This is a genomic window from Derxia lacustris (genome assembly GCF_002105195.1).
GTDB classification, from domain to species: Bacteria; Pseudomonadota; Gammaproteobacteria; order Burkholderiales; family Burkholderiaceae_E; genus Derxia; species Derxia lacustris.
Genome location: NZ_MUHU01000012.1, coordinates 16,203 through 42,252 on the forward strand (window position 1 = coordinate 16,203; position 26,050 = coordinate 42,252).

The following is a 26,050-nucleotide window of genomic DNA, read 5'->3' on the forward strand; positions in this document are numbered from 1 at the left end:
CCGCCGCCTTACTTCGACGCGATCTGCTTGTTCAGCTCGGCCAGCTTGGCGTCGATGTCGCGCAGCTGCCTGGCGCGCTCGTCGGCGGAAAGCGCCGCGTCCTGCTCGACCGTGCTGCGCTTCTTCGCCAGCTCAATCTGGCGGATCGCGACCAGTTGCAGATCGCTCGACGCGCGGAAGCCGCTATAGCCCACGGCGGCCAGGTTCTCGGCCTCGCGCGGCTGCTTGCCGTAGGCCAGGAAGAAGTCGCGCAGCTTCTTCTTGGTGGCGTCGTCCAGGTCGCGGCGCCAGACCAGCGGATCGCTCGGGATCATCGGCGAGCGCCAGATCTCGCGCACCGACTTCATCTGCTCCGGATGCGTGAGCGCGAAGCGGTCCCAGTTCTCGGTGTTGTTGGTGGCCACGTCCACTTGCCTGTTGACCACCGCCAGCAGATTGGTCTCGTGATTGGCGCGCACCGTGCGCTTGAAGTCCTTGAGCGGATCGACGCCGGCCATGCCGAACGCGAAATAGCCCGGGATCACCGTGCCGCTCGTGGAGTTGGGATCGCCATAGCCGAGCGTGAGGCCGGCGCGCTGCTTGACCACATCGTCGAGCGACTTGAGCGGGCTGTCCTTCTGCACGATGAGCAGCGAGTAATAGCCCTCGTTGCCGTCCTTGCCGACCACCTTGGCAAACACCTCGCCCTGGGCCCGGTCCACCGCCTCGATGGCCGACTTGTTGCCAAACCAGCCGACCTGCACCTTGTTGAAGCGCATGGCCTCGATCACGCCGGCGTAGTCGGTCGCGAAGAAGGGCTTGACCGTCAGACCGGTGGCGCGGGCCAGATCGTCGAGCACCGGCTGCCAGGCGCTCTTGAGGTTGGACGACGACTCGGTCGAGATGAAGCCGAAGGCGATCTCGTTGCTCTGCGCTTGGGCGGCGTTGGCGAGCGGCAGCGTGGCGGCGGCGGCAAGCGCAAGACGCGCGATGGCCTGGCGACGGTTCATGGCGGATTTCCTTGAGGCGGGAGGAGAGGCGCGTCAGGCCGGTTGCGGCAGCGCGAAGAAATCGGGAGCGGACTCGGGCCGGGCGGCGGCCGGCGCGGCCAGCAGCTCGTCGGTCTGGGTGCCGTACAGGTCGCGCAGCCGCGCCGGCGTGAGGTCTTGCGTCGGGCCGTCGAACACCACCGCGCCGGCGCGCAGCGCGACCGTGCGCGGGCAGAAGGCAAATGCGTAATCGACCTGATGCAGCGACACCAGCACGGTCACGCCCAGCTCGCGGTTGAGTTCGGCCAGCAGCGCCATCACGCGGCGCGAGGATTCGGGGTCGAGCGAGGCGATCGGCTCATCGGCCAGGATCAGGCGCGCGCCCTGCACCAGCGCGCGCGAGATGGCGGCGCGCTGCTGCTGGCCGCCCGACAGCGTCGAGGCGCGCTGCCAGGCGCAGCCTTCGATGCCGACCCGGCGCAGCGCATCGAGCGCGCGTTCGCGCTCCGCCAACGGAAACCGCCCGAGTAGGCCGCGCCACAACGGCAGCCGGTGCAGCGCGCCGACCAGCACATTGGTCAGCACCGGCAGCCGCTCGACCAGATTGAACTGCTGGAACACGCAGGCCACGTCGGCGCGCTGGGCCCGCACATCGCGCGCGAGCCGGCCGCCGGACTGCACTTCGCGGCCAAACAGCCGCACCACCGACTGGCTGCCCGCATCGGCGCGATGCAGCCCGTTGAGATGACGCAGCAGCGTGCTCTTGCCCGAGCCCGAGGCGCCGAGCAGCGCGACCATCTCGCCGCGCCGCACGCTCAGCGACACACCGCGCAGCGCCGGCTGGCCGCCGAAGCGCTTGCTCAAGCCCGTCACTTCGATTGCGTTGCTGTCGTTGGACATCGCCCCTCCGCAGGCGCCATGGCCCGAATCGCCCGGATCGTCGGCGCGCGGGGTGACGTGTGCGTGAAGCGGGGCTGACAGGCGCGTGACGGTTTGCGGCGACCGCCGGTCGCAACACCCTTGCCCGCCGCGTAACGCTTCGATTCGCCGACGGCGGCCGCGACCTTCACGGCGAAGACTGCGGCTCCATTGGCCAGCGGCCACAGGGGCCGCACCGGTTGCGCGCGCCCCGTCCGGCGCCGCGCCGGCGAGCCTTGTTTCCGGCGCCCGCTCCTTCTCCGGCATGGCGCCGGGCATCGGAGCCCGATCCATGACCCGCCTTCCTCCCGGCACGCGCCCGCTGCTCCTCGTTGCACTGGCGGCGCCGCTGCTGCTTGCCCTCGCCCCGGCCCATGCCGACGGCACGCCCGAAGCGGGCACGCCCAACGCCGTCGCGGCCGACAAGGCCGGCGGCAATGCCGACGCCGGCAAGACCGTGTTCCAGAACCAGTGCGCGTCCTGCCACACCGTCATGCCGGGCAAGAACGGCTTTGGCCCGTCGCTCGCGGGCGTGGTCGGCCGGCACGCCGGCAGCCTGCGCGACTACAAGTACACCGACGCGATGGCGCACTCGGGCCTGACGTGGAACGAGGCGGAGATCGAATCCTTCATCGCCTCGTCGACCGCCAAGCTGCCCGGCACCGCGATGGCCGTGGCCGTCGCCGATCCCAAGGCGCGCGCCGACGTGGTCGCCTATCTCAAGACGCTCGGCGCGCCCGATGCCGCCAGCGCCGCGCCGCCCAGGGCGCCCACGCCCATCGCCGGCGGCCCCACGCAGGCCCAGCTGATGAACGCCGCCGCCGACCGCGCCAACTGGCTCTACGCCAGCAAGGACTGGTCGGGCCAGCATTACGTCGACCTCAGGCAGATCACGCCGGCCAACGCGGGCCAGCTGCGCGCGACCTGCATCTACCGCTCCAACACGGCCGGCTCCACGCAGACCAATCCGCTCGTGTTCGACGGCGTCATGTACTTCACCATCGACGAGAGCACGGTCGCCATCGACGCCGCGACCTGCCGGCCGCGCTGGACCCATCGCTGGGCCATGAAGGACGCCGCGCTGTCGAAGAGCAACCGCGGCGTCGCCATCAAGGACGGCCGGCTGGTGCGCGGCACGCCCGACGGCTATCTGCTCGAACTCAACATGGCCGACGGCTCCGAAATCTGGAGCCGCAAGATCGCCGACGCGAAGAACAGCCAGTACCTGAGCATGCCGCCGCTCATCTACGGCGACAGCATCGTCTACGGGCCCGCCGGCGCAGACTGGGGCGCCAAGAACTGGGTCGGCGCCTTCGACCTGAAAACCGGCGAACCGCGCTGGCGCTTCAACGTGATCCCCGACGACAACGAGCCCGGCGCCGACAGCTGGCCCAGCGCCCAGGCGCGCCAGCACGGCGGCGGCAGCCTGTGGACGCCGTTCACGCTCGACGCCGCCAAGGGCGTGCTCTGGGTGCCGGTCGGCAACCCGGCGCCCGACTTCTACCGCGACGCCCGCGTGGGCGCGAACCTGTACACCAACTCGGCCGTCGCGCTCGACATCGACACCGGCAAGCTGCTCTGGTATCGCCAGTTCGGCCCGGCCGACGAGCACGACCGCGACCTGAGCCAGACCAGCCCGCTGTTCAGCGTGGCCAGCGGCGGCGGCAAGCCGCGCGACCTGATCGCCATCGGCGGCAAGGACGGGCTGCTGCGCGTGCTCGACCGCAACAGCCACGAGCAGCTCTGGCAGGCCGAGATCACCAGCCGCACCGACTTCGACGCCTCGCCCACGCCCGAGGGCGTGCATTCCTGCCCCGGCCTGCTCGGCGGGCTGGAATGGAACGGTCCGGCCTACAGCCCGCAGGCGCGCGCGCTCTACGTGTCCAGCATCGACTGGTGCGGCACCTTCACGCGCAGCGCCACGCCGCCGGCCTTCGTGGACAACTCGCACTACTACGGCGGCGCCGTGTCGCCCGACCCCGAGGACAGGAAGAAGGGCTGGATCCAGGCGCTCGACGCGACCACCGGCAAGGTGAAGTGGAAACGGCAATGGTCCACGCCGCTCGTGGCCGCGATCACCGCCACCAGCGGCGGCGTGCTGTTCACCGGCGACCTCGACAACAACTTCCTCGCGCTCGACGCGGCCAGCGGCAAGACGCTCTACTCGTTCAACACCGGCGGCTCGGTGGGCGGCGGCGTCATCAGCTATGCGCTCGGCGGCAAGCAGTACGTGGCCACCACGAGTGGCGTGGTGTCGGGCTTCTTCGGCGGCACGGGCACGTCGGCGATCGTGGTGTTCGCGCTGCCGTAACCGGCGCCGGCGCGGGCCGGGCGCAGCACAATCGGGGGACTTCTGCCCACGCCTCCGAAAGCCTCCATGGACATCGTCCGCGCCATCGCCGACTACAACGCCGGCCGCGATCCCGAACGCCTCGCGCTCAAGTACGCAAAGATGCGCGGCGACCCCTTCGTGTTCCTGCGCGGCAGCTGCCACCTGTTCCACGACCGCATGCCGCAGGGCGGCGTGTTTGCCAGCGCCCCCGCCGCCTGGGCCTGCGGCGACCTGCATCTGGAGAACTTCGGCAGCTACAAGGCCGACAGCCGCCAGGTGCAGTTCGACATCAACGACTTCGACGAAGCCGCGCTCGCGCCCGCCAGCTGGGATCTGGCGCGGCTACTGACCAGCCTGCGCGTCGGTGCCTCTGGCCTCGGCATTTCCGCCGCCGAGACCGATGTGCTCTGCCGCGCCCAGCTCGCCGCCTACCGCGCCGCGCTGGCCGACGGCAAGGCCGGCTGGATCGACCGCGACACCGCCGACGGCCAGATCGGCGACCTGCTCGCCGACCTGCGCAACCGCAAGCGCGCCGACTACATCGGCAAGCGCACCGAGACGCGCGACGGGCATCTGCGCCTGCGCACCGACAACGGCAAGGCGCTGCCGGCCAGTCCGGAGCAGCGCGGCGCCGTGGCCGCCTTCCTCGACCGCTTCGCCGCCAGCCAGCCCGAGCCGCGCTTCTACAAGCTCATCGACGTGGCGCGCCGCATCGCCGGCACCGGCAGCCTGGGCGTGGAGCGCTATGTGCTGCTGGTGCGCGGCAAGGGCGACGGCCTCGAAGGCCATTACCTGCTCGACCTCAAGCGCGCGCTGCCGTCCACGCTGGCGCCCAAGGTGGCGCTCGCGCAGCCCGCGTGGGTGAGCGACGCCGACCGCATCGTGCTGCTGCAACGGCGCATGCAGGCGGCGTCGATGGCCTTCCTGCACGCGGTGGACTTTGGCGGCCAGCCCTTCGTGCTGCGCGGCCTGCAACCGTCGGAAGACCGCGTGACGCTGGAGCGCAAGGCGCAGTCGCTGGCCGAGCTGCGCGCCACCATCGAGACGCTGGGCCGGCTGCTGGCCTGGGCGCAATTGCGCAGCAGCGGCCGGCAGGGCTCGGCCAATGCCGATGCGCTGATCGCCTGGGCCGGCGACCCGCACTGGCCGCCCGAGCTGCTGGCCGCCACCGAAGCGCTGGCGGCCCGGACGCGCGCCGATTCGGCCGCCTTCGACGCCGCCTGTGCCGACGGCAGCCTGCATGCCTGACGCAGCGCAAACCGCCGTGCCCGGCTGGCGCGATGCCGCCGCCGGCCTCTGCGTGGCCGGCCTGCTGATTCCGGAAGCCGTCGCCTATGCCGGGCTGGCGCGCGTGCCGGCCGGCCATGCGCTCGCGGCCGCGCTGGCCGGGCTGCTGGTCTACGGCCTGCTCGGCGGCAGCCGGTTTGCCGTGGTGTCGCCGACCTCGTCCACCGCCACGCTGGCGGCGGCGGCGGTGCTGGCGCTGCCGGCCACCGGTGCCGATCCGGGCGCGTTTCTGCAAGCCCTTGCAGCGCTGGTGCTGCTGGCCGGTGCGGCGCTGGCGCTGCTGGGCGTGGCGCGGCAAGGCCAGCTGTCGGGGCTGGTGTCGCGGCCGGTGCTGCGCGGCTTCGGCTTTGCGCTGGCGCTGTCGATCGTGCTGCGCCAGCTGCCCGATGCGCTCGGCCTGCCACTGCCGCACGACGCCGGCGCCGATCCGCTGCATGTGCTGATCTACACCGCGCGCCATGCCGCCGACTGGCATCGCGCCAGCCTGCTGGTGGCGCTGGCCACCGGCGCGCTGATTGCGCTGCTGCGGCGCTGGCCGGCGCTGCCGGGCTTTCTCATCGCGATGCTGGCGGCGGTCGCGGCGTCGCAGGCGCTCGGGCTGGAGGCGCGCGGCGTGGCCACGGTCGGCCGCATCGCCGCGCCGGCGTTTGCGCCCGCCTTGCCGCTGCTGCCGCTCGACCAGTGGCTGCGCGCGGCCGAGCTGGCCTTCGGCGTGGTGGTGCTGGTGTTCGCCGAATCGTGGGGCAGCATCCGCGGGCTGGCGCTGGCGCATGGCGACAGCATCGACGCCGACCGCGAGCTGCGCGCGCTGGGCCTGTGCAATCTGGCGTCGGCGCTGTTGCAGGGGCTGCCGGTGGGCGCGGGGTTTTCGGCCAGTCAGGCCAATGCGGCGGCCGGCGCGCAAAGCCGGCGCGCCGGACTGATGGCGTTTGCGGCCATCGGCGCGGTGCTGGCGTTTGGCCTGCCGGCGCTGGCGCTGCTGCCGCGCCCGGTGCTGGCGGTGGCGGTGATCGCGGCGCTCTGGCACTCGCTGTCGCCGGCGCCGCTGCTGGCGGTGTGGCGCATGCGGCGCGACCGGGTGCTGCTGCTCGGCGCGGTCGCGGCGGTGCTGGGCTTTGGCGTGCTGCACGGCATGCTCGCGGCGGTCGGGCTGTCGCTGGTGGCGGCGCTGCGGCGCTTCAGCCAGCCGGTGGTGCATGAGCTGGGGCGGCTCGGCAGCACGCGCAATTTCGTGGTGACCGATGCCCATCCCGATGCGCTGGCGCTGCCCGGCCTGATCGTGCTGCGGCCCGAGGAGCCGCTGTTCTTTGCCAGCGCCGAGCGCGTGGTGCATGAGGTGATCGAGCGCGCCGGCCAACGCCGCGGCCTGCGCGCCGTGGTGCTCAGCCTGGAAGAAAGCTCCGACCTCGACAGCACCGCGGTGGAGTGCCTGATGGAGCTGTCGCGCCGGCTGGAGCGCAACGGCCAGACCCTGCTGCTGGCGCGCGCCAAGGACCGCGTGCGCGAACTGCTGGCGCGCTGCGACCCCGACGGCGTGGGCCGGCAGGCGCGCATGACCTTCAGCGTGGCCGATGCGGTGGCGCTGGCTGCGGCAGACGCGCCCGGCGGCTGAACGCCGCCGCCTGTGCGCAAATCCCTCCGCTCGCCAGGGTTGGCGGCGCCGTGCGGCGGCAGTCCCTTGCAAGCGCCCGCTACGCTCGGCAGATTTGCTCGGCCGAGCCCAGAGCGCATGACGCGCCCCGGGCCTCAACCCGGCTCGGCACCTCCCACCGACCGCCGCCTCCATGCCCAGCCCAATCCTCCGCCGCGCCGCCCTCCTCCCCTGCCTGCTGCTGATGTACGCCGCCCCGGCCTCGGCCCACATCAAGTGGTTCAACAGCAAGATCAACCTGATGATTCCGCCGCGCGGCCTCGACGAGGTCGTGGCGCTCACGCCCTTCGCCTGGATCTTTGCCGCCGCGATCGCGGTGCTGTTCGCCGCGTCGCTGCTCGACTCGTATCTGGTCGGCCGCAACACCGGCATCGCGCAGCGGCTGGCCCGCGTCGACCGCAGCTTCGAGGGCCGCACCTATCTGTTCCTGCGCGTGCTGGTGGCGGTGTTCTTCGCCATCCTGGGCAGCGAGCACAGCGTGCTGCTCACGCCCGAATCGACCACCTCGGCCTGGTGGGTGGCCAATCTGCAATACCTGATCGCGGCCACCGCGCTGCTGCCGGCCACCGGCTGGATCGCGGCCACCGGCATCGTGCTGCTCTACGGCATGGGCATCGAATGCCTCGGCCTGTTCCACATGCTCGACTACCCGGCCTTCCTGGGCGCGGCCGCCTATCTGCTGCTGATGTCGCTGCGGCCCGAGCTGCATGTGCGCGCGCTGGCCATCCTGCGCATCGCCACCGCGCTCACGCTGATGGTCGGCGCGGCCGAGAAGTTCGGCTATCCGAACTGGAGCTTCGAGCTGCTGCACGACTACCCGGTGCTGCGCTTTGGCATGACCGATCTGGAGTTCTACATGGCCGGCGCCGGCATGGTCGAATTCGCGCTCGCCTATCTGGTGCTGTTCGGCCGGCTGTCGGGCAAGGCCGGCTCGGCGCTGCTGTTCTGCCTGATGTCGGCGGCGATCCTGCTGTTCGGCTGGATGGACTTCGTCGGCCATGCGCTGTTTCTGGCGGCGCTGTTCGCGCTGACCTGGAACCGCAACCCGATCGCCGAGCGGATGCAGGTGCGCGGCCGGCATGGCGTGCTGGCGACGGCGGCGCTCAGCAGCCTGCTGTTCGCCGCGCTGCTGCCGGCGGCGGTGGCCGGCTACCGCTATGCCGACATCCATCTGGTGACGCTGTGCAGCACCCAGCCCAACGGGGTGCATATCCATCGGTAAGGCACGGCCGGCGGCGCCTCACTGGCCGGCGCGCGCCGCCATCACCCGGCCCAGATTCAGCTCGATCCAGTCGGCCAGCGCGCCGACCCGCGCCGCCACCTCCTCGCCCAGCGGCGTGAGCCGGTATTCGACGCGCGGCGGCACCTCGGGATAGGCGGTGCGCTCGACGAAGCCGTCGCCCTCCAGCCCTTGCAGCGTCTGCGCCAGCATCTTTTCGCTCACGCCGCCGACCTTGCGCCGCAGCTCGCTGAAGCGATGCACGCCCTGTGCAAGCGCGACCAGCACCAGCACGCCCCAGCGGCTCGTCACATGCTGGAGCACCGCGCGCGACGGACAGGCCGCCGCCATCAGCTCGCCGCGCCGCAGCGCCTCGGACAAGCCGACGCGCGGCTCGGCCATCACTGCCGGATTCACTGCCGCCGCCGGCCTGGCGCGCCTGCTCTTGACCGTTGCCATGACACTTACCTTTTTGTGCGTACTTACGTTTCGTTAGTGCCAAGTCTAAGCTGCGCGGCACCTCAACGACAGCACTGGAGTCACCCATGATTGCCATCACCGGCGCCACCGGCCAGCTCGGCCGCCTCGTCATCGACGCGCTGCTCGCCAGCGTGCCCGCCAGCCAGATCGTCGCCGCCGTGCGCAACCCGGCCAAGGCCGCCGACCTGGCCGCCAAGGGCATCGCGGTGCGCGAAGCCGACTACTCCAAGCCCGAGACGCTCGCCGGCGCATTTGCCGGGGTGGACAAACTGCTGCTCATCTCGTCGAGCGAAGTGGGCCAGCGCACGGCCCAGCACACCGCCGTGATCGACGCCGCCAAGGCCGCCGGCGTGAAGCTGCTGGCCTACACCAGCCTGCTGCATGCCGACACCTCGCCGCTCGCGCTCGCCGCCGAGCATGTGGCGACCGAGCAGGCGCTCAAGGCCTCGGGCCTGCCGCATGTGCTGCTGCGCAATGGCTGGTATGTGGAGAACTATCTGCTGGCGCTGCCGACCGCGCTGGAACACGGCGCGCTGCTGGGCGCGGCGGGCGAAGGCCGCATCTCGGCCGCGAGCCGCGCGGACTACGCGGCGGCCGCTGCGGCCGTGCTCACCAGCGCCGAGGATCAGGCCGGGCGCGTGCATGAGCTGGCTGGCGACGAGTCCTACTCGCTGGCCGAACTGGCGGCGGAGATTGCCGCGCAGGCGGGCAAGCCGGTGGTCTACAACAACCTGCCCGAGGCGGCCTACAAGGATGTGCTGGTGAGCGTGGGGCTGCCGGAAGGCTTTGCCGCGCTGCTGGCGGATTCGGATGCGGGCGCGGCCAAGGGGGCGCTGTTCGATGGCGGGAAGGGGATCGGGGCGCTGACGGGGAAGGCGACGGTGACGGTGAAGGCGGCGGTGGCGGCGGCGCTCAAGGGCTGAGCAAAGGGTTTGATGAGGGCGCGCTCATTGCCATACCTCGCGCGTCGTCTTCAGCTCATGCGCCAGCGCGCGCAGCCGGCGCCAGCCTGCCGCGCGCTCAAGCCCGGTCTCGGCATGCAGCTGCTCGACCACGCCGGCCAGCAGCGACATCGGCGCTTCCTCCAGCAGGCTGCTGACGATGCCGCGCAACATCCGGCGCCGGGCCGGATTTGTCTGCTTGCCTTTGCGCCCGCGCTTGGCGACCGTCCGGTCACAACGACAAACGCGGGATGACGGATGGCGACGCAGGACTTGGCGGCAAGTGTCGGGCGCGAGCGGACGCGACGGCTGGGCTGGCTGGCGGCGGCGACGGCGCTGCTGCTGGCGCTGATCGTGGGGCTGTACTGGTTTGCGCAGCAGAAGCAGGCGGCGCTGGGAAGTCGGTATGAGCCGGCGCCGGAGTTGATGGAGCAGCCGCTTGAATGGCTGCTTGCGCCGCGCGAGACGAATCGGTTTTTGCGGCCGGTGCCGAGCTTGCGGGATGTTGCTGGAGTGTCGGAGGTACCCAATCTCAAAAGCGTGCATTTCGCCAGTGACGGCTTGCGCGGATGGGCCGTCGGAGACGGCGGCACCATCCTCGCCACCGACAACGGCGGGCGCTCATGGGCTGTCCAGGCCAGGGATTCAAGGTCTTGGCTCAACTGCGTGACTTTCGCCAGCGACGGCTTGCGCGGATGGGTCGTCGGAAACGACGGCACCGTCCTCGCCACCGACAACGGCGGACGCTCCTGGGCCCTACAGACCAACAATTCAAAGTCTTGGCTCAACAGCGTGACCTTCGCCAGCGACGGCCTGCGCGGATGGGCCGTCGGAATGAGCGGCGCCATCCTTGCCACCGACAACGGCGGGCGCTCATGGGCTGTCCAGACAAACAATTCAAAGTCTGTCCTCGCCAGCGTGACCTTCGCCAGCGACGGCCTGCGCGGGTGGGCCGTCGGCTCCGACGGGAACATCCTCGCCACTGACAACGGCGGACTCGCCTGGACTGGCCAGGCCAGCAATTCAAAGTCCATGCTTACCGGGGTGACCTTTGCCCGCGACGGCCTGCGCGGTTGGTCCGTGGGAGATGGCGGCACCATCCTCGCCACCGACAACGGCGGGCGCTCCTGGGCCCTACAGACCAACAATTCAAAGTCTTGGCTCACCAGCGTGACCTTCGCCAGCGACGGCTTGCGCGGGTGGGCGGTCAGCGATGCGGGAACCGTCCTCGCCACCGACAACGGCGGACGCTCCTGGGCCGTCCAGACCAGCGATACAACGGCCAGGCTCACCAGCGTGACCTTCGCCAGCGACAACCTGCGCGGCTGGATCGTCGGCGACGACAGCACCATTCTCGCCACCACCAACGGCGGCAAAACCTGGCACCAGGCCGCCACCTACTCCCGCAGCCCCGCCCCCTGGTTCTACCTCGCCAGCGTCGCGCTGCTACTGGTCTTCGCCCGCGCCACCCTGCCCGCCGGCTGGCGCCGCGACCTCGCCGGTCTCATCCTCGCCCACCCCGTCGCCGACGGCCCCATCGACGACAGCCGCCACGACCGCCTGCGCTTCACCCCCATCGTCGAGGCGCTCGCGAGCTTTCTGCGTCATGACGCCACCCGCCCGCCGCTCGCCATCGCAATCACCGCGCCCTGGGGTCGCGGCAAGAGTTCGATGATGGCCATGCTCAGGCAGCGGCTCGACCGGCTCGGCGGGCGCACCGTCTGGTTCAACGCCTGGCATCACCAGAAGGACGCGGTCGCGCTCGCCGCCCTGCTCGGCGTGCTACAGCGCGAGGCGCCGCCGCCGTGGTTCAGCCTCGCCGGGCTGCGCTTCCGGTTCTGGCTGGTGGTGCGGCGCTGGCGCCGCGCGCCCTTCCTCACTGCCCTGCCCGCATTGATGGCCCTGGTGCTGCTGTTCGGGCCGCTGGCCGTCATCGGCGGGTCGGTGCTCGACCGCACCGGCAGCTTCAAATGGCTGGCCGGCCAGGTCACCGCGCTGGCGCAAGCCCTGCCCAGCCATCCGGCGGTCGAGCAGCTGTTTGCCGGCAACTGGGCCGGCTTCTTCAAGGCCAGCCTGGGCCTGCTCGGCAGCGAGCCGTCGCGCGTGCTGGGGCCGCTTGCCGCCTGCCTCGTCGTGGTGGTGTCGGTCGCCTATCTGCTGCTCTACCTGCTGCGCAGTTTTCCGGACCGGCCGGGCGTGCTGCTCGCCACGCTCGGCAAGGACTTCAGCACCCGCGTGGCCGACGAGCAGACCACCTTCCGCGCCCGCTTCCGCGAGCACTTTGCCGACGTGTGCGAGGCGCTGCGCCCGGGCACGCTCACCGTCTTCATCGACGACCTGGACCGCTGCTCGCCCGACACCTGCGCCGAGGTGCTGGAGGCGGTGAACTTCCTCGTCACTTCGGGCAACTGCTTTGTCGTGTTGGGCGTCGCGCGCGAGATCGTCGAGGCCCAGCTCGGCAAGCACTTCACCGACCTCGCGACGCTGCTGCCCGAGCTGGAAAGCGCGCGGCGCGGCGAAGTGCCCGCCGCCGACTCACCGCCCGCGCCGGACAGCACGCCAGCCGCGCGCCAGCTCGCCTATGCCCAGGCCTATCTGCGCAAGCTGGTGCAGATCGAGATTCCGGTGCCGGCGCTGTCGGCCGAGGCTGGCGCCGCGCTGCTGCGCTCCGACGAGGACGATGGTGCGGAGGAAGCCAGCCACGGCCTGCACGACGCGCATGTGCGGCTTCGAGCGCGGCAGCAGGCGCAGCGCTGCGCAAGGGCCGAGCGATGGGTGCATCGGCTTGACCTTGGTTTCGCCGGATTTCGCTGGGTCGCTCGCGCCGCCGTGGTCGGCTGGCTTGTCGGCTGGATCTGGATCAACGCCGACCCTTGGCTCGGCCAGCTGAAAAAGCAGGAAGCCAGCCGCCAGACCGAAACACGCAACACGCTGATGGCACACGAAAGCACCGAGCGGCCGAAGCTCATCGCCTATGTCGAATGGCTCAAGCGCAGCCCGGCGCCAGTCACGCCCAAGCCAGGCGACGCAAAGCTGGCCGGCGAACTCGCCGCCTTGGCCAAGGAGAACAACGCCGCACGCATCAGCGAGGCCGAGCGCCGACTGAAGAAGGTGGACGAGCAGCTCGACCGACTCTCGGCTGCGGCCGACCAATCCCAGCACGGCCTGTTTGCGGAGAGGGAAGCCCAGACCACCGTCTTCCTGCGCGAAACGCTCGACTGGATCGGCAAGGACGAGGCTTATGCGCTGCACCTGGAAGCGGGCCGGAAGTCGGTCAGCGCGCCCAATGTGTCGACCCAGCCGCGCGAGCCGGCCCCGCTGCGGGATGTGCCGGCGGCGTCGGGCGAGCCTGCGCCGGTCGATGACGACAGCGGTCCGTCGCTGGTGTGGCTTCCGGTCGCGGTGCTGATCACGCTTGCGGGCTGGCGCGGCTGGCGCATCTGGAACGAGTCACCGCGCGCGGCGGCGGATCGCCGCTATGCCGAAGCGGTGAAGGTCTGGCAGTCGCTCTTCATGGTTGAAGACCGGCTGCGCGCGCCGCGCGAACTCAAGCGCTTTCTCAACCTGAGCCGTTATGTGAGCGTGCGGCTGAATCTGCCGGTGTATCGGCGGCAGACGCTGGCGGAGAGCGTTGTCAGCCGACTGATGCCCGCCCTCCTAGAGGACCTCAGCGCGACACCGAGTGTTTCTGAAACCTCCGTTGTCGGGTTATCGGCGCTCTACCTGATTAAGCCGAAGGAGGTGCGAGTGCGAGACGACGTTGCACGCTTCCTATCGGCCCCGCATGCCGACTCCTTTTATCTCGCTGGGCTTGCGGAGAAGAGGCCGTTGGAACCAGTCAACGGCTACTACTTATTGCTGACCACGCGGCTACTCGAAATTCGGACCGCGCTGGTCGAACCTGACTCAACGGAATGGGAATGGAGCGACAGCGACGTGAAGGCATTTCTTGAGGTTGTTAGTGAACTGAGAACTGACGACTGATTCGCAGAGCGAAATCAAGCCGCCTCCACCTCCTCCCCCAGAAACCCCCCACTCTGATGCGCCCACAACCGCGCATACAACCCACCCTTGGCCAGCAGCTCCGAGTGACTCCCCTCCTCCACAATCCTTCCGTGCTCCAGCACCACCAGCCTATCCATCGCCGCAATCGTCGATAGCCGGTGCGCGATCGCCACCACCGTCTTCCCCTCCATCAGCGAATAAAGACTGGCCTGGATCGCCGCCTCCACCTCGCTGTCGAGCGCGCTGGTGGCTTCGTCGAGCAGCAATATCGGCGCGTCCTTCAGCATCACGCGGGCGATGGCGATGCGCTGGCGCTGGCCGCCCGACAGCTTCACGCCGCGTTCGCCCACATGCGCGTCGTAGCCGCTGCGGCCCTTGGCATCGGCCAGTTGCGCGATGAACTCGTCGGCCTCGGCGCGGCGCGCGGCGGCCAGCATGTCGGCGTCGCCGGCGTCGGGCCGGCCGTACAGGATGTTGTCGCGCACCGAGCGGTGCAGCAGCGAGGTGTCCTGCGTGACCATGCCGATCTGCGCGCGCAGGCTTTCCTGCGTGACCGCGCTCACGTCCTGGCCGTCGATCAGCACCCGGCCGCCCTCGGCGTCGTAGAAGCGCAGCAGCAGATTCACGATGGTGCTTTTGCCCGCGCCCGAGCGGCCGACCAGCCCGATCTTCTCGCCCGGCCGTATCGCCAGATCGAGCCCGTCGATCACCTGGCGCGCGCCGCCATAGCCAAAGCGCACCCGCTCGAAGCGCACCTCGCCGCGCGTGACCTTGAGCGGCTTTGCGTCGGGCTGGTCGACGACCGCATGCGGCCGCGCCAGCGTGGCGATGCCGTCCTGCACCGTGCCGATCTGCTCGAACAGCGAGGTCATTTCCCACATCACCCAGTGCGAGATGCCGTTGAGCCGCAGCGCCATCGCCGTGGCCGCCGCCAGCGCGCCCGGGCCGATCTGGCCCCGGCTCCACAGCCACAGCGCCAGACCCGCCGTGCCACCGACCAGCAGCACGCTGAGCGCATGGTTCACCACCTCCACGCCGGTCACGAGCCGCATCTGGCCATGCACCGTGGCCATGAATTCGCGCATCGCGCCGCGCGCATATGACGCCTCGCGCCGGCCGTGCGAGAACAGCTTGACCGTGGCGATGTTGGTGTAGGCGTCGGTGATGCGGCCGGTCATGAGCGAGCGTGCATCGGCCTGCGCCTCGGACGTGCGCGCGAGTCGCGGGATGAAGAAGAACATCGAGCCCACATAGCCCGCCGCCCACAGCGCAAAGGGCAGCAGCAGCCACCAGTCGAAGCCGGCCGCCACCGCCGAAATGGTGGCGAAGTAGATGACCGCGAACACCAGGATGTCGGTGAGGATGAACACCACCTCGCGCACCGCGAGCGCGGTCTGCATCACCTTGGCCGAGACCCGGCCGGCAAATTCATCCTGATAGAAGCCCATGCTCTGGCCGAGCATCAGCCGGTGAAAGTTCCAGCGCAGCCGCATCGGAAAGTTGCCGGCCAGCGTCTGATGCTTGAACGCCGATTGCAGCGCCACCGCGCCGATGCTGAACAGCAGCAGCGCGCCCAGCCAGGCCAGCGTGGCGCCGTGCGCGGCCACAAAGGCGGCCGGCGTGGTGTCGGTGGTCCAGTCCACGAGCTTGCCCATGATGGCGAACAGCACCGCCTCGAACACGCCCACAAAGGCGGTCAGCGCCGACATGCCGAGGATGAAGGGCCGCATGCCCTCGGTGCCGGCCCAGAGGAAGCGGAACAGGCCGCGCGGCGGCGTGACCGGCTCGGGCGCGGGATAGGGATCGACAAGACGTTCGAAAAAAGCGGCCAGCACGCGAAGCTCCAACGGCAAAAGCAAAACCTTGCAGCCTGATTGCTGCACTGCGCCGAAGTCTGCAACAAGCTGTGCACGACCGTGCCGTTGACCTGATGCAAGGCCACAGTCGCGGCGCCGCGCAATGATTTCTCCACCGACTACAAGGCGCTGACGACCACCATGACAACCTCCCATCCCGTACTGCGCCGCGCGCTGGTACTGCTCGTTCTTCTGGCGCTGGCGGCGGGCGGCGGCTGGTATTGGTGGCGCTCGCGGCCGGTGCCGCTGCCGGCCGGCATCGTGCAGACCAACGGTCGGGTCGAGGCGGTGCAGATCGACGTGGCGACCAAGCTGGCCGGCCGCGTGGCCGAGGTGCTGGTGCGCGAAGGCGATCTGGTCGAGGCCGGGCAGGTGATCGCGAAGATGGACACCGCCGCGCTCGATGCCCAGCTGGCGCAGGCCCAGGCCCAGGTGGCGCAGGCGCGCGACTCGGTCGCGGCGGCGCAGGCGGTGGTCGATCAGCGCAACGGCGAGCTGACGCTGGCGCAGAACAATTTCTCGCGCTCCGAAGACTTGGTGGCGCGCGGCTTCATCAGCCCGCAAAAGCTCGATGTGGATCGCTCGTCGATGCTCACCGCGCGCGCGGCGGTGGCGGCATCGAAGGCGCAGGCGGTGGGCGCCGGCTCGGCCGTCAAGGCGGCGCAGGCGGCGGTCGACCGGGTGCGCAGCGATCTGGCCGACACGGTGCTGAAGGCGCCGCGCGCCGGCCGCGTGCAATACCGGCTGGCCGAGCCGGGCGAGGTGCTGGCGGCCGGCGGCAAGGTGGTGAGCCTGCTCGATCTGGCCGATGTGTACATGACGGTGTTCGTGCCCGAGGGCTCGGCCGGACGCGCGGCCATCGGCGCCGAGGCACGGCTGATCTTTGATGCCGCGCCCGAGTACGTGGTGCCGGCGCGCGTGAGCTTTGTGGCGGCCGAGGCCCAGTTCACGCCCAAGACGGTCGAGACCAGCCAGGAGCGCCAGAAGCTGGTGTTCCGCGTCAAGCTGGCCATCGCGCCCGAGCTGCTGCGCAAGTACCAGACCCGCGTGAAGGCCGGCGTGCCGGGGCTGGCCTATGTGCGCGTCGATGAAGCCACGCCCTGGCCCGACAAGCTCGCCGTGAAGCTGCCCGCAGAATGAATCTTCCGCCGCAGGACAGCGTCGCGCGGCTCGCGGGCGCCGAACACCGCTACGGCAAGACCGTGGCGCTTGCCGGCGTCGATCTGGCGATTCCGGCGCGGCGCACGGTCGGCTTCATCGGGCCGGACGGCGTGGGCAAGTCGACGCTGCTGGCGCTGGTGGCCGGCGCGCGCAAGTTGCAGCAAGGCAGCGTCGAGGTGCTGGGCGGCAGCATTGCCGATGCCGAGCATCGCGCCAGCGTCTGCCCGCGCATCGCCTACATGCCGCAGGGACTCGGCAAGAATCTCTACCCGACGCTGTCGGTGCGCGAGAACCTCGACTTCTTCGCCCGGCTGTTCGGCCTCGATGCCGCGAGCCGCGACGCCAAGATCGCCGAGCTGCTCGACGCCACCGGCCTCACGCCCTTCCCCGACCGGCCGGCCGGCAAGCTTTCGGGCGGCATGAAGCAGAAGCTGGCGCTGTGCTGCGCGCTCATCCACGACCCCGATCTGCTCATCCTCGACGAGCCCACGACCGGCGTCGATCCGCTGTCGCGGCGCCAGTTCTGGGAGCTGATCGAGCGCATGCGCGCGCGCCGGCCGGGCATGAGCGTGCTGGTCGCCACCGCCTATTTCGACGAGGCCGAGCGCTTCGACGAACTGGTCGCGATGGACAGCGGCCGCGTGCTGGCGCAGCAGACGCCGGCCGCGCTCAAGGCGAGTACCGGCGCGACCACGCTCGAACAGGCCTTCGTCCAGCTGCTGCCGCCCGAGCGACGCGGCACGGGCGGCGTGTTCACCGTGCCGCCGCGCAGCGTGGCCGACGGCGCCGAGCAGATCGCCATCGAGGCCACCGGCCTCACGCGCCGCTTCGGCGATTTCACGGCGGTGGACGGCGTGAGCTTCCGCATTCCGCGCGGCGAGATCTTCGGCTTCCTCGGCTCCAACGGCTGCGGCAAGACCACCACGATGAAGATGCTCACCGGCCTGCTGCCCGCGACCGAAGGCAGCGCAAAACTCTTCGGCAAGGAGGTCGATGCCAACGACCTTGCGACCCGCAAGCGCGTGGGTTTCATGTCGCAGGCCTTCTCGCTCTACAGCGAGCTGAGCGTGCGGCAGAACCTGGCGCTGCATGCGCGGCTGTTCCAGCTGCCGCGCGCGCGCATCGCGCCGCGTCTGGCCGAGCTGGCCGAGACCTTTGGCCTGGATGCCTGGATGGATCAGGTCGCCGACAGCCTGCCGCTCGGCGTGCGCCAGCGGCTGTCGCTGGCGGTCGCGGTCATCCACGAGCCCGAGCTGCTCATCCTGGACGAGCCCACGTCGGGCGTGGACCCGGTGGCGCGCGACCAGTTCTGGGCGCTGCTCGTGGACCTGTCGCGCAACAAGGGCACGACCATCTTCATCTCGACCCACTTCATGAACGAGGCCGAGCGCTGCGACCGCATCTCGCTGATGCATGCGGGTCGCGTGCTCACGCAGGGCAGCCCGGCCGAGATCGTGCAGGCGAGCGGCAAGGCCACGCTGGAGGACGCGTTCATCGCCGCGCTGGAAGCGGCGGCGGGCAGCCCGCCGGCGCCGGCCGCGCCAGCTGAAGCCGCCGAGGTGGCGCCGCCGATGCCGGCCGACGGCAGGACCGTGGCGGCGGCACTCGCCGACTCGGCCGCGCCGCCCGACCTGGCGCCCGCCGCCGCGCCCGCACCCGCCGTCCACGCCCGCCCGGCCGCCTTCAGCCCGCGCCGGCTCTGGGCCTATGCCCGGCGCGAAGCCACCGAGCTGCGCCGCGACACCATCCGCCTGGTGTTCGCGCTGCTCGGCCCGCTGCTGCTCATGACCGTGTTCGGCTACGGCATCACCTTCGACGTGGAAGGGCTGAGCTATCTCGCGCTCGACCGCGACGGCTCGCCGGAAAGCCGGCTCTATCTCGAAGGCTTCGCCAGCTCGCGCTACTTCCGCAACCTGGGCGCGGTCACCGATCCGGCCGCGCTCGACACCGCGCTCAAGCGCGGCGACGTCAAGTTCACGGTGGAGATTCCGCCCGGCTTTGGCCGCGACCTGCGCCAGGGCCGCGTGCCCGAGGTGATGGTCGGCATCGACGGCTCGATGCCCTTTCGCGCCGAGACCAGCCGCGGCTACATCGAGGGCGTGCATCACGCCTTCATCGCGCGCATCGCCGCCGACAACGGCGTGTCCATCGCCCAGCCCTTCACCGTGGAGGAGCGCTACCGCTACAACCAGGACTTCCGCAGCGTCTACGCGATGGTGCCGGGCGTGCTCATGCTGCTGCTCATGCTCATCCCGCCGATGATGACGGCGCTCGGCGTGGTGCGCGAAAAGGAGCTGGGCTCGATCATCAACTTCTATGTCACGCCCACCACCGGCATCGAATTCCTGCTCGGCAAGCAGCTGCCCTACATCGGGCTCGCGCTGCTCAATTTCGCGAGCCTGACCGGGCTGGCGCTGTTTCTGTTTCAGGTGCCGTTCAAGGGCGATGCGCTCACCTTTGCCGCCGGCGGCCTGCTCTATGTGGCGGCGAGCACCGCCTTCGGGCTGTTCGTCAGCTGCTTCGTCGGCAGCCAGATCGCCGCCATCTTTGCCACCGCCATCCTGGCCGTCATGCCCACCGTGCAGTTCTCCGGCTTCATGATGCCGGTGGCCTCGCTGTCGCTCGACGGCAAGCTCATCGGCCGCGCCTTCCCCAGCACCTGGTTCCAGCACATCAGCGTGGGCAGCTTCACCAAGGCGCTGCCGCCCGGTGCGCTGATGTTCGATCTGGCCATGCTGGCGCTGACCGCCGTGGCCTACATCACCGCCGCGCGGCTCGCGCTGCGCACCCAGGACAAGTGACCATGCGCGCCATCCTCTGGCTCGGCTGGAAGGAAATCATCAGCCTCGCGCGCGACGCCGCGATGGTCGGGCTCATCGTCTACGCCTTCAGCTACGCCGTGATCGGCCCGGCCAAGGGCGCGCGCATGGAGTTGCGCGACGCGTCCATCGCGGTGGTCGACGAAGACCGCTCGCCGCTCTCGGCGCGCATTGCCGATGCGCTGCTGCCGCCCTACTTTCTGCCCGCCACCACGCTCAGTGCGCGCGACATCGACAGCGCGCTCGACGCCAGCAGCACCACCTTCGTGCTCGACATCCCGCCGCGCTTCCAGGCCGACGTGGAAGCCGGCCGCGCGCCCACGCTACAACTGCATATCGACGCCACCGCCATGTCGCAGGCCGGACGCGGCAGCGCCTATGTGCAAACCATTGCAAGCCAGGAGGTGACCAGCTTCACCGGCCACGCCAGCAGCACGCCGGTGGCGCTGGTCACGCGCTCGCGCTTCAACCCCAATCTGGAGGAAGCGTGGTTCATGGGCATCTCGCAGATCATTTCCAACATCACGATGCTGGCGATCATCCTGTCGGGCGCGGCGGTGGTGCGCGAGCGCGAGCACGGCACGCTGGAGCACTTGCTGGTCATGCCGCTGCGGCCGAGCGAAATCATGCTGGCCAAGGTCTGGTCGAGCGCGCTGGTCATCGTGGCGGTGTCCACGCTGTCGCTCAAGCTGGCGGTGCAATGGGCGCTCGATGTGCCCATCGCCGGCTCGGTGCCGCTGTTCATGCTGGGCACGGCGCTCTACATGTTCAGCATGACGTCGCTCGGCATCTTCCTGGCCACGGTCGCGCGCTCGATGCCGCAGTTCGGGCTGCTCGCCTTCCCGACCTTCATCGTGCTCAACCTGCTGTCGGGCGCGATGACGCCGCTCGACAGCATGCCGACGTGGCTCCAGAACGCGATGCTGGTGTCGCCGACGCGGCATTACGTCGACTTCGCGGCGGCGATCCTGTTTCGCGGCGGCGGGCTCGATGTGGTGTGGAAGAGCTTTGCGGCGGTGATCGCGATTGGCGCGGTGTTCTTTGCCGGCGCGCTGATGCGGTTCCGCAAGACGCTGGCGGCGGCTCAGGGCTGAGCCGACAAGTCGACAGCTTGGCTCAGATCCGAGGCCGCCTCAGTCCGGGTGCCGCAAAGGCGAACTTTCGGCATACGCCAATCCAGCTTCGAAAAAACTGCGCAGCCATGTGTTTTCGGCCATGCCGGTCAGCGTCTCGAAACCTTCGGCAAACCACCGGCATGGCCAGCGCGTCATGACATCCGAAGTGAGATAGCGCTCAAGCCGGGCAAGCGTTCCTGACGGCAGCGCCGCCACCACCGGAATCGATGCAAGTCGGCCATAAATCTCGGGATGATCGGGTAGCGGCAGACACCAATGCCATCGTGAGTCACGCAAATGCTCGCGAATATCCCTCCGGCAGAAGTCTTCGCTCAGCAAAGGACCGGACAGGGAAAACGAATCGGGCCACACGAATTCGTCCTGCTCTTCCTGGGATTCCAGCCGGTTCGGCGAACGGCTGGCCAGCCACTCCCGATACAGCCGACGATCAACCTCGACTTCCAAATATCTCGGGCCATGCGATGCCGGTATGTGACGCCCCTGAGGTCGGCTCATGAGCTGCCTCGCGGTCGCCTGCTGCCGTGCAAGTTTTTGTGCCTTCCACTCCGCCCGCAGTTCCGACTGAGTCCGGGCAAGGTCGGGATGGACCAGCCAGCGCATTGGCAGAGCCCCTGTTCGCAAGGCATCTTGCAATTCCGCCATCGTCAGCCAGACCCGGGCACGGTCTACCCGGATTTCCAGGCACGCAAACCCCGCTTGGAGCAAGGCCATTGCCTTGTCGTCGGACACATCGGCAGTGACAACCACTTCAATCGCAGTTTCTGTTCCTTGCACCGTGGCGAGAACGTCCGCCCGATAACCGAGTACGGCGTGCTCCAGACGTGGATTTCCAAGCGGGGTCAAACCTGCGGGGACGACGGACTGACAGCGTCGCAGCGCACCGTCCCAGATTTCTGCGGCGAGTTCTGGCACATGCAATTCGCCCAGCGCAAGCAGCGCAGCCTTGGTCGCCGCATGCAGCGCTGACTCAACCCCTGCGCGCCCACAGGCGACAGCTTGGTCATGCGCGAAATGTGGGCGCCGTCCGCCACCACGAGAGTGCTTGGCCAGAACGGAGCCTTGGCACTCAAGGCAAATGCAGTCTGCGTCCCGGCCGGAGGGAACATCGAGAGGACCGACGACCCGCCCGTCCTCGCGCCGACGGGCAAAGGGGACAAGCAAATCCGAAAGCTTGGAAGACATGAGACGGGCGCGAATTGAACCTGACGCCAAAGGCTCGACGCCCCGCCTGTTTGGCGCAATGACGAATCACGCCAAGTCGAACGCGACAACGCTCCCACCGTTTGCCAACAGAGGGGCTTCAGTCGTCAATCGTCAATCGTCTACACGCTCAGTCTTCAAATGCACAAGCCGGTGTACCAGCGTGTGCATGCCGGTATAGGGGGCTTGCCCGTCGTGGGCGGTGGTGACGGCGGCGCGCGCCTGAGCCCGGCGCGTGGCGGTATCGAGCAATGCCTTGCTGGCGGCCCAGTGCCCGCCCTGCCCCTTCGCATAGCCGGGCAAGTGAGCTTGCAGGCGGCGCAGCGCGTCGTCGCGGTGCAGCGGCGCGTTCACATCCTCGAAGTGCAGCAGCAGCCAGAGTTCAAAGCAGGGCACCGAGGCGATCGCCTCGAAGGGCACGGGCCGCTTCTCGTCGTTGCGGTGCCTGCCGTCCAGCGCCGCCGCCTTGGCGAGGGCGGCATGGTAGGTGGCGTGGTCGTCGCGGTCGAACACGCAGCACACGCGGTCGAATTCGCGCGGGCGCAGGCCAAGCCGCGCGTCGCCATTCAGCAGCAGGTGCTCGGCGTAGTCGACGATCTGGATTGGCGACGTCCCCCAATCGCTGTGCAGCACCTGCACGTTGGCAGTGGGCAACCGCAAGTCCTGCCGGATTTCTTCGATGTAGTTGGGTTCGGTCTTCTTGCCTTCGCAGACGATCAGCAAACGCTCGACGGGTTGCCGCGTTGCCTTCTGGCGGCCCAACGCTCTGGCTGCCTGACGGTGGCGCGGCTGGTTGTCGCGGCCCATGCGCTCAGGCGCCGGTGGACGAACGCTGCGCACCACCGCGCGTGGCGCCACGCGGGCCGGGCGGCAGGGCGATGGCGGGCAGGCTGCGCAGCACCGGCACCGCGCCGTAGCGCCCGGCCAGATAGCCGCGTTCCAGTGCCTCGTGCTTGCGCGGACTGAAGTCGCTGAGCGGATAAAGCCGCGTGGCCTGGTCGGCGTCCTTCTCGGTAAACCAGATCTGGTCGCGCCGGAACAGGCCCTGATCGAGCAGCGAGGTGTCGTGCGTGGTGAACACCAGCTGGGCGCCGCGCGGATTGAGCGCCGGGTCGTGAAACATGGCGACCAGCCGGCGCACCAGCAACGTGTGCAGGCTGCTGTCGAGTTCGTCCACCACGAGAGCGCGGCCATCGCGCAGCACGTCGAGCACCGGCGCGACAAGGCAGTAGAGGCGCTGCGTGCCTTCGGATTCCTCGTGCAGTTCGAAGCTGGCCTTGCCGGCGGAAGTGCTGTGCTCGAACAGCGGGACGAGGATTTCGCTCTCTTCCTTGCCCATGTGCACCACGCCATCGGCGCCGAAAGCGAAGTTGTCGGTGACGCCTCGCATGGCGGTGGTTTTCACCTCGGCAATGCTGATGTCGGCAGTCGACAGGAAATCGCGCACGGCCAGGCGCCCCGCTGCGCTGGCGAGCAGGTGCGTGGTGAGTTCGTGATTGAGCGACGCATGCGCCGGCAGGTAGACGAGGCAATCGACGATGGCCCGATACACCGGAACCATCTGGTCGGCATTGAGCTGCGCGGCCATCGACAGAAAAAGCGCATTGGCCCGCGTGCTGTCCTGCCAGAGCTTGCGTGCGCCCTTGAGATAGGCGCTGAACTCGTAAACATCGCGCTCGCCATCGAAACGACGGCTGAACCATTGCGTGGGCTTGGCGCTGTGCCAAACCACCAGCGACTCGCTGACGATGCGCTGCGCGGTCATCTCGAAGGCGTACTGGTGCCGCAAGCCGGCGTGAACGAAGCTCAGCTCGAAGGCAGTGGGCTCGGCGGCCCGGGCCGGATCGAGCCGGAACGGCTGCACGTTGTAGGTCTGGCCCGGCTGGATGACGGTCGCCGATTCGGCCACCACGGCGCGCATGTAGTCGAGCGCCTTGAGCAGCGTGGTCTTGCCACTGGCATTGGGGCCGTAGATGACGGCGCTGCGCACCGCCTGCGCGGGCGACTTGAGGCCGGTGGCGCCGGTATGGCTGGCGGCCAGTTCGCGGTCGGCCGAGGCGACGAAGCTCAGGCACTGTTCATCGCGGATCGAGCCGAAATTGCGCACCCGGAATTCGAGCAGCATGGCGGTCTCCGTTGAAAATTTTTCTGATATTCGCATGTAGTGAGCAAATTCAATCGTCATTTTTACTTTCACGGATGAGCGTCGGCCGGCGACACCGCAAGACTCATCACGACACATCCCGATGCAATCCACTTGCATCGTCTTTTCCCGATATGCCAATATCCCGATCAACCGATAAGCCCCACCCACCATGGACATCGACGAAATCCTCAAGGCCCTCGCCAACCCCATCCGCCGCGAAATCCTCGGCTGGCTGAAAGACCCGCAAACCCACTTCACCGAGCAGAACCACGCCTGGGAAGAAGGCGTCTGCGTCGGCCGCATCTACGAGCGCGCCGGGCTGTCGCAATCGACCGTGTCGACGCACATGGCGGTGCTCGAACGCGCCGGTCTCGTCACCTCGCAGCGCGCCGGCCAATGGGTGCTCTACAAGCGCGACGAGGCGGCCATCGCCGCCTTTCTGCAAGCCATGAAGTCCGATCTCTGACCCTCACTCCGGCGCGAAGCGGCCCGCACGAGGCCGCGCCAATCACTCTCCTCCCCGCCCATGCCTCTCGCCCTGCTAGCGCTTGCAATCAGCACCTTCGCCATCGGCACGACCGAGTTCGTGGTGATGGGTCTGCTGCCCGAAGTGGCGCGCGACCTTGCCGTGTCCATCCCCACGGCCGGCTGGCTGGTGGGCGGCTATGCGCTCGGCGTGGCCTTCGGCGCGCCGCTCATGGCCATCGCCACGCTCAACCTGCAGCGCAAGGCCACGCTGCTGCTGCTGATGGCCATCTTCATCGCCGGCAACGTGATGTGCGCGCTGGCCGACAGCTACTGGCTGCTGATGGCGGCGCGCGTGGTCACCTCGCTGTGCCACGGCGCCTTCTTCGGCATCGGCTCGGTGGTGGCGGCCACGCTGGCCGCGCCCGAGCGGCGTGCGTCGGCGGTGGCGCTGGTGTTCGCCGGGCTGACCATTTCCAACATCGTCGGCGTGCCGCTCGGCACGGCGCTCGGCCAGGCCCAGGGCTGGCGCATGACCTTCTGGGCGGTGAGCGGGCTGGGCGTGATCGCCTTTGTTTCGCTGCTCGCGCTGCTGCCGAGTCAGCCCGCGCCGCGCAGTGCCGGCATCGGCCATGAACTGCGCGCGCTGCTCGACCGGGGCCTCGCCTGCGCGCTCGGGCTGTCGGTGCTGGCGAGCACGTCGATGTTTGCGCTGTTCACCTACATCGCGCCGCTGCTGCTCGACATCACGCAGCTGTCGCCGGAAGGCGTGACCGGCTCGCTGCTGGTGGCCGGCGCCGGCGCCACGGTCGGCAATCTGCTCGGCGGCCGGCTGGCCGATCGCGGCATCCGGCGCGCGATGGCCCAGGCCTTCGGCGCGACCGCGCTGGTGGCGGCCGCATTCGCCTGGACCGCGCATTCCTTCGTGCTGGCCGAGATCACGGTGTTCCTGTGGGCGACGGCCAGCTTTGCCAGCGGCCCGGCGCTGCAACTCAATGTGGTGAACCACGGCCATCGCGCGCCCAACCTGGTGGCGACGCTGAACATCGGCGCGTTCAACCTCGGCAACGCCATCGGCGCCTGGATCGGCGGGCAGACGATTGCGCTTGGCCTCGGGCTGAACGCGGTGCCGGTGGTCGCGGCCGTGGCGGCGCTGATCGCGCTCGGCGCATCGCGGCTGGCGCCGCAGTTGCCGGCACATGCGCCGGCCACCGCCAACGCCTGAGCCGGCGCGCTCGAAGCGCAAGACCGCCTCCGCCTCCGCCACGACGCAGCACGCAGCACGCAGCACGCAGCACGCAGCACGCAGCACGCAGCACGCAGCACGCAGCATCAAACCCCGATTCACCCGCCCGCGCACCCGCCCGGCGGCATTCCAAGGAGAAGCCATGCACTCGTTGTTCGAACCCATCCGCGTCGGTGACCTCGACCGGCCGAACCGCAACTCGACTGACCCCCAGCGCCGC

19 protein-coding genes are annotated in these 26,050 nt (G+C 69.3%); 11 read left to right on the forward strand and 8 right to left on the reverse strand.

Annotated elements, in window-relative coordinates:
- Positions 1 to 8: 8 nt before the first annotated feature.
- Both phnD and phnC read right to left on the reverse strand, forming a co-directional pair.
- On the reverse strand, positions 9 to 989 hold the full coding sequence (gene phnD, locus B9P64_RS12965; protein ID WP_085316675.1) for a phosphonate ABC transporter substrate-binding protein: 981 nt from the start codon (positions 987 to 989) through the stop codon (positions 9 to 11).
- Positions 990 to 1,022: 33 nt separating this feature from the next.
- The gene (phnC, locus tag B9P64_RS12970) at positions 1,023 to 1,868 is read right to left on the reverse strand and encodes a phosphonate ABC transporter ATP-binding protein (protein WP_085316676.1); all 846 of its coding nucleotides are present in this window, start codon (positions 1,866 to 1,868) and stop codon (positions 1,023 to 1,025) included.
- Between the two features lie 310 nt (positions 1,869 to 2,178).
- Between phnC and B9P64_RS12975 the strand changes: the two genes are divergently transcribed.
- From B9P64_RS12975 to B9P64_RS12990, 4 genes are all read left to right on the forward strand, one after another.
- Positions 2,179 to 4,197 carry an outer membrane protein assembly factor BamB family protein gene (locus B9P64_RS12975; RefSeq protein ID WP_176256828.1) on the forward strand — a complete coding sequence of 673 codons (2,019 nt, stop codon included), beginning with the start codon at positions 2,179 to 2,181 and terminating at the stop codon, positions 4,195 to 4,197.
- Between the two features lie 66 nt (positions 4,198 to 4,263).
- Positions 4,264 to 5,466 carry a DUF2252 domain-containing protein gene (locus tag B9P64_RS12980; RefSeq protein WP_085316678.1) on the forward strand — a complete coding sequence of 401 codons (1,203 nt, stop codon included), beginning with the start codon at positions 4,264 to 4,266 and terminating at the stop codon, positions 5,464 to 5,466.
- Positions 5,459 to 7,117 carry a SulP family inorganic anion transporter gene (locus B9P64_RS12985; protein ID WP_085316679.1) on the forward strand — a complete coding sequence of 553 codons (1,659 nt, stop codon included), beginning with the start codon at positions 5,459 to 5,461 and terminating at the stop codon, positions 7,115 to 7,117. The genes B9P64_RS12980 and B9P64_RS12985 overlap by 8 nt, the downstream gene beginning before the upstream one ends.
- A gap of 172 nt (positions 7,118 to 7,289) precedes the next feature.
- Positions 7,290 to 8,378 carry a hypothetical protein gene (locus tag B9P64_RS12990; RefSeq protein WP_139826309.1) on the forward strand — a complete coding sequence of 363 codons (1,089 nt, stop codon included), beginning with the start codon at positions 7,290 to 7,292 and terminating at the stop codon, positions 8,376 to 8,378.
- Between the two features lie 18 nt (positions 8,379 to 8,396).
- On the opposite strand, the gene B9P64_RS12995 is transcribed toward B9P64_RS12990, so the two are convergent.
- A complete protein-coding gene (locus B9P64_RS12995; protein WP_139826312.1) occupies positions 8,397 to 8,777 on the reverse strand; it encodes a winged helix-turn-helix transcriptional regulator in 381 nt (126 codons plus the stop codon).
- A gap of 143 nt (positions 8,778 to 8,920) precedes the next feature.
- On the opposite strand from B9P64_RS12995, the gene B9P64_RS13000 reads away from it, so the two are divergent.
- A complete protein-coding gene (locus B9P64_RS13000; RefSeq protein ID WP_085316682.1) occupies positions 8,921 to 9,778 on the forward strand; it encodes an SDR family oxidoreductase in 858 nt (285 codons plus the stop codon).
- 24 nt (positions 9,779 to 9,802) lie between these two features.
- Here the strand turns inward: B9P64_RS13000 and B9P64_RS26865 are convergent, their stop codons facing one another.
- Positions 9,803 to 9,967, reverse strand: coding sequence for a hypothetical protein (locus tag B9P64_RS26865; RefSeq protein WP_217808688.1), 165 nt, complete (start codon positions 9,965 to 9,967; stop codon positions 9,803 to 9,805).
- An 87-nt stretch (positions 9,968 to 10,054) separates the two neighbouring features.
- Between B9P64_RS26865 and B9P64_RS13005 the strand changes: the two genes are divergently transcribed.
- Positions 10,055 to 13,780, forward strand: a complete 3,726-nt coding sequence (locus B9P64_RS13005; protein WP_085316683.1) for a YCF48-related protein — start codon at positions 10,055 to 10,057, stop codon at positions 13,778 to 13,780.
- A gap of 14 nt (positions 13,781 to 13,794) precedes the next feature.
- Here B9P64_RS13005 and B9P64_RS13010 read toward each other — a convergent pair whose 3' ends face one another.
- A complete protein-coding gene (locus B9P64_RS13010; protein WP_235840001.1) occupies positions 13,795 to 15,633 on the reverse strand; it encodes an ABC transporter ATP-binding protein in 1,839 nt (612 codons plus the stop codon).
- A 165-nt stretch (positions 15,634 to 15,798) separates the two neighbouring features.
- Between B9P64_RS13010 and B9P64_RS13015 the strand changes: the two genes are divergently transcribed.
- Genes B9P64_RS13015 through B9P64_RS13025 form a run of 3 tightly spaced genes read left to right on the forward strand, consistent with a single transcriptional unit; the run spans position 15,799 to position 20,731 of the window.
- Positions 15,799 to 16,797, forward strand: coding sequence for an HlyD family secretion protein (locus tag B9P64_RS13015; protein ID WP_085316693.1), 999 nt, complete (start codon positions 15,799 to 15,801; stop codon positions 16,795 to 16,797).
- Positions 16,794 to 19,619, forward strand: coding sequence for a ribosome-associated ATPase/putative transporter RbbA (rbbA, locus tag B9P64_RS13020; RefSeq protein ID WP_085316684.1), 2,826 nt, complete (start codon positions 16,794 to 16,796; stop codon positions 19,617 to 19,619). The genes B9P64_RS13015 and rbbA overlap by 4 nt, the downstream gene beginning before the upstream one ends.
- Before the next feature lie 2 nt (positions 19,620 to 19,621).
- A complete protein-coding gene (locus tag B9P64_RS13025; RefSeq protein WP_085316694.1) occupies positions 19,622 to 20,731 on the forward strand; it encodes an ABC transporter permease in 1,110 nt (369 codons plus the stop codon).
- A 39-nt stretch (positions 20,732 to 20,770) separates the two neighbouring features.
- On the opposite strand, the gene B9P64_RS24445 is transcribed toward B9P64_RS13025, so the two are convergent.
- The 3 genes from B9P64_RS24445 to B9P64_RS13040 form a co-directional block, all read right to left on the reverse strand.
- Complete coding sequence (locus B9P64_RS24445) at positions 20,771 to 21,955, reverse strand: competence protein CoiA family protein (protein WP_139826311.1); 1,185 nt, start codon at positions 21,953 to 21,955, stop codon at positions 20,771 to 20,773.
- 132 nt (positions 21,956 to 22,087) lie between these two features.
- On the reverse strand, positions 22,088 to 22,780 hold the full coding sequence (locus B9P64_RS13035) for an RloB family protein (RefSeq protein ID WP_085316686.1): 693 nt from the start codon (positions 22,778 to 22,780) through the stop codon (positions 22,088 to 22,090).
- Between the two features lie 4 nt (positions 22,781 to 22,784).
- The gene (locus B9P64_RS13040) at positions 22,785 to 24,098 is read right to left on the reverse strand and encodes an AAA family ATPase (protein ID WP_085316687.1); all 1,314 of its coding nucleotides are present in this window, start codon (positions 24,096 to 24,098) and stop codon (positions 22,785 to 22,787) included.
- A 190-nt stretch (positions 24,099 to 24,288) separates the two neighbouring features.
- Here B9P64_RS13040 and B9P64_RS13045 point away from each other — a divergent pair, with 190 nt between their 5' ends.
- Both B9P64_RS13045 and B9P64_RS13050 read left to right on the forward strand, forming a co-directional pair.
- Positions 24,289 to 24,585, forward strand: a complete 297-nt coding sequence (locus B9P64_RS13045) for an ArsR/SmtB family transcription factor (protein ID WP_085316688.1) — start codon at positions 24,289 to 24,291, stop codon at positions 24,583 to 24,585.
- Between the two features lie 60 nt (positions 24,586 to 24,645).
- A complete protein-coding gene (locus B9P64_RS13050) occupies positions 24,646 to 25,809 on the forward strand; it encodes an MFS transporter (protein WP_085316689.1) in 1,164 nt (387 codons plus the stop codon).
- The last annotated feature ends 241 nt before the right edge of the window (positions 25,810 to 26,050 follow it).

Bases quoted from the DNA above. Each gene is read 5' to 3' on its own strand.
- B9P64_RS12980 (WP_085316678.1), top strand. From the start codon at position 4,264: ATGGACATCGTCCGCGCCATCGCCGACTACAACGCCGGCCGCGATCCC.
- B9P64_RS13040 (WP_085316687.1), bottom strand. From the start codon at position 24,098: ATGCTGCTCGAATTCCGGGTGCGCAATTTCGGCTCGATCCGCGATGAA.
- B9P64_RS12995 (WP_139826312.1), bottom strand. From the start codon at position 8,777: ATGGCCGAGCCGCGCGTCGGCTTGTCCGAGGCGCTGCGGCGCGGCGAG.
- B9P64_RS13015 (WP_085316693.1), top strand. From the start codon at position 15,799: ATGACAACCTCCCATCCCGTACTGCGCCGCGCGCTGGTACTGCTCGTT.
- B9P64_RS13050 (WP_085316689.1), top strand. From the start codon at position 24,646: ATGCCTCTCGCCCTGCTAGCGCTTGCAATCAGCACCTTCGCCATCGGC.
- rbbA (WP_085316684.1), top strand. From the start codon at position 16,794: ATGAATCTTCCGCCGCAGGACAGCGTCGCGCGGCTCGCGGGCGCCGAA.
- B9P64_RS13025 (WP_085316694.1), top strand. From the start codon at position 19,622: ATGCGCGCCATCCTCTGGCTCGGCTGGAAGGAAATCATCAGCCTCGCG.
- B9P64_RS13045 (WP_085316688.1), top strand. From the start codon at position 24,289: ATGGACATCGACGAAATCCTCAAGGCCCTCGCCAACCCCATCCGCCGC.
- B9P64_RS13000 (WP_085316682.1), top strand. From the start codon at position 8,921: ATGATTGCCATCACCGGCGCCACCGGCCAGCTCGGCCGCCTCGTCATC.
- B9P64_RS24445 (WP_139826311.1), bottom strand. From the start codon at position 21,955: ATGTCTTCCAAGCTTTCGGATTTGCTTGTCCCCTTTGCCCGTCGGCGC.
- B9P64_RS12990 (WP_139826309.1), top strand. From the start codon at position 7,290: ATGCCCAGCCCAATCCTCCGCCGCGCCGCCCTCCTCCCCTGCCTGCTG.
- B9P64_RS13005 (WP_085316683.1), top strand. From the start codon at position 10,055: ATGGCGACGCAGGACTTGGCGGCAAGTGTCGGGCGCGAGCGGACGCGA.
- phnD (WP_085316675.1), bottom strand. From the start codon at position 989: ATGAACCGTCGCCAGGCCATCGCGCGTCTTGCGCTTGCCGCCGCCGCC.
- phnC (WP_085316676.1), bottom strand. From the start codon at position 1,868: ATGTCCAACGACAGCAACGCAATCGAAGTGACGGGCTTGAGCAAGCGC.
- B9P64_RS12975 (WP_176256828.1), top strand. From the start codon at position 2,179: ATGACCCGCCTTCCTCCCGGCACGCGCCCGCTGCTCCTCGTTGCACTG.
- B9P64_RS13035 (WP_085316686.1), bottom strand. From the start codon at position 22,780: ATGGGCCGCGACAACCAGCCGCGCCACCGTCAGGCAGCCAGAGCGTTG.
- B9P64_RS12985 (WP_085316679.1), top strand. From the start codon at position 5,459: ATGCCTGACGCAGCGCAAACCGCCGTGCCCGGCTGGCGCGATGCCGCC.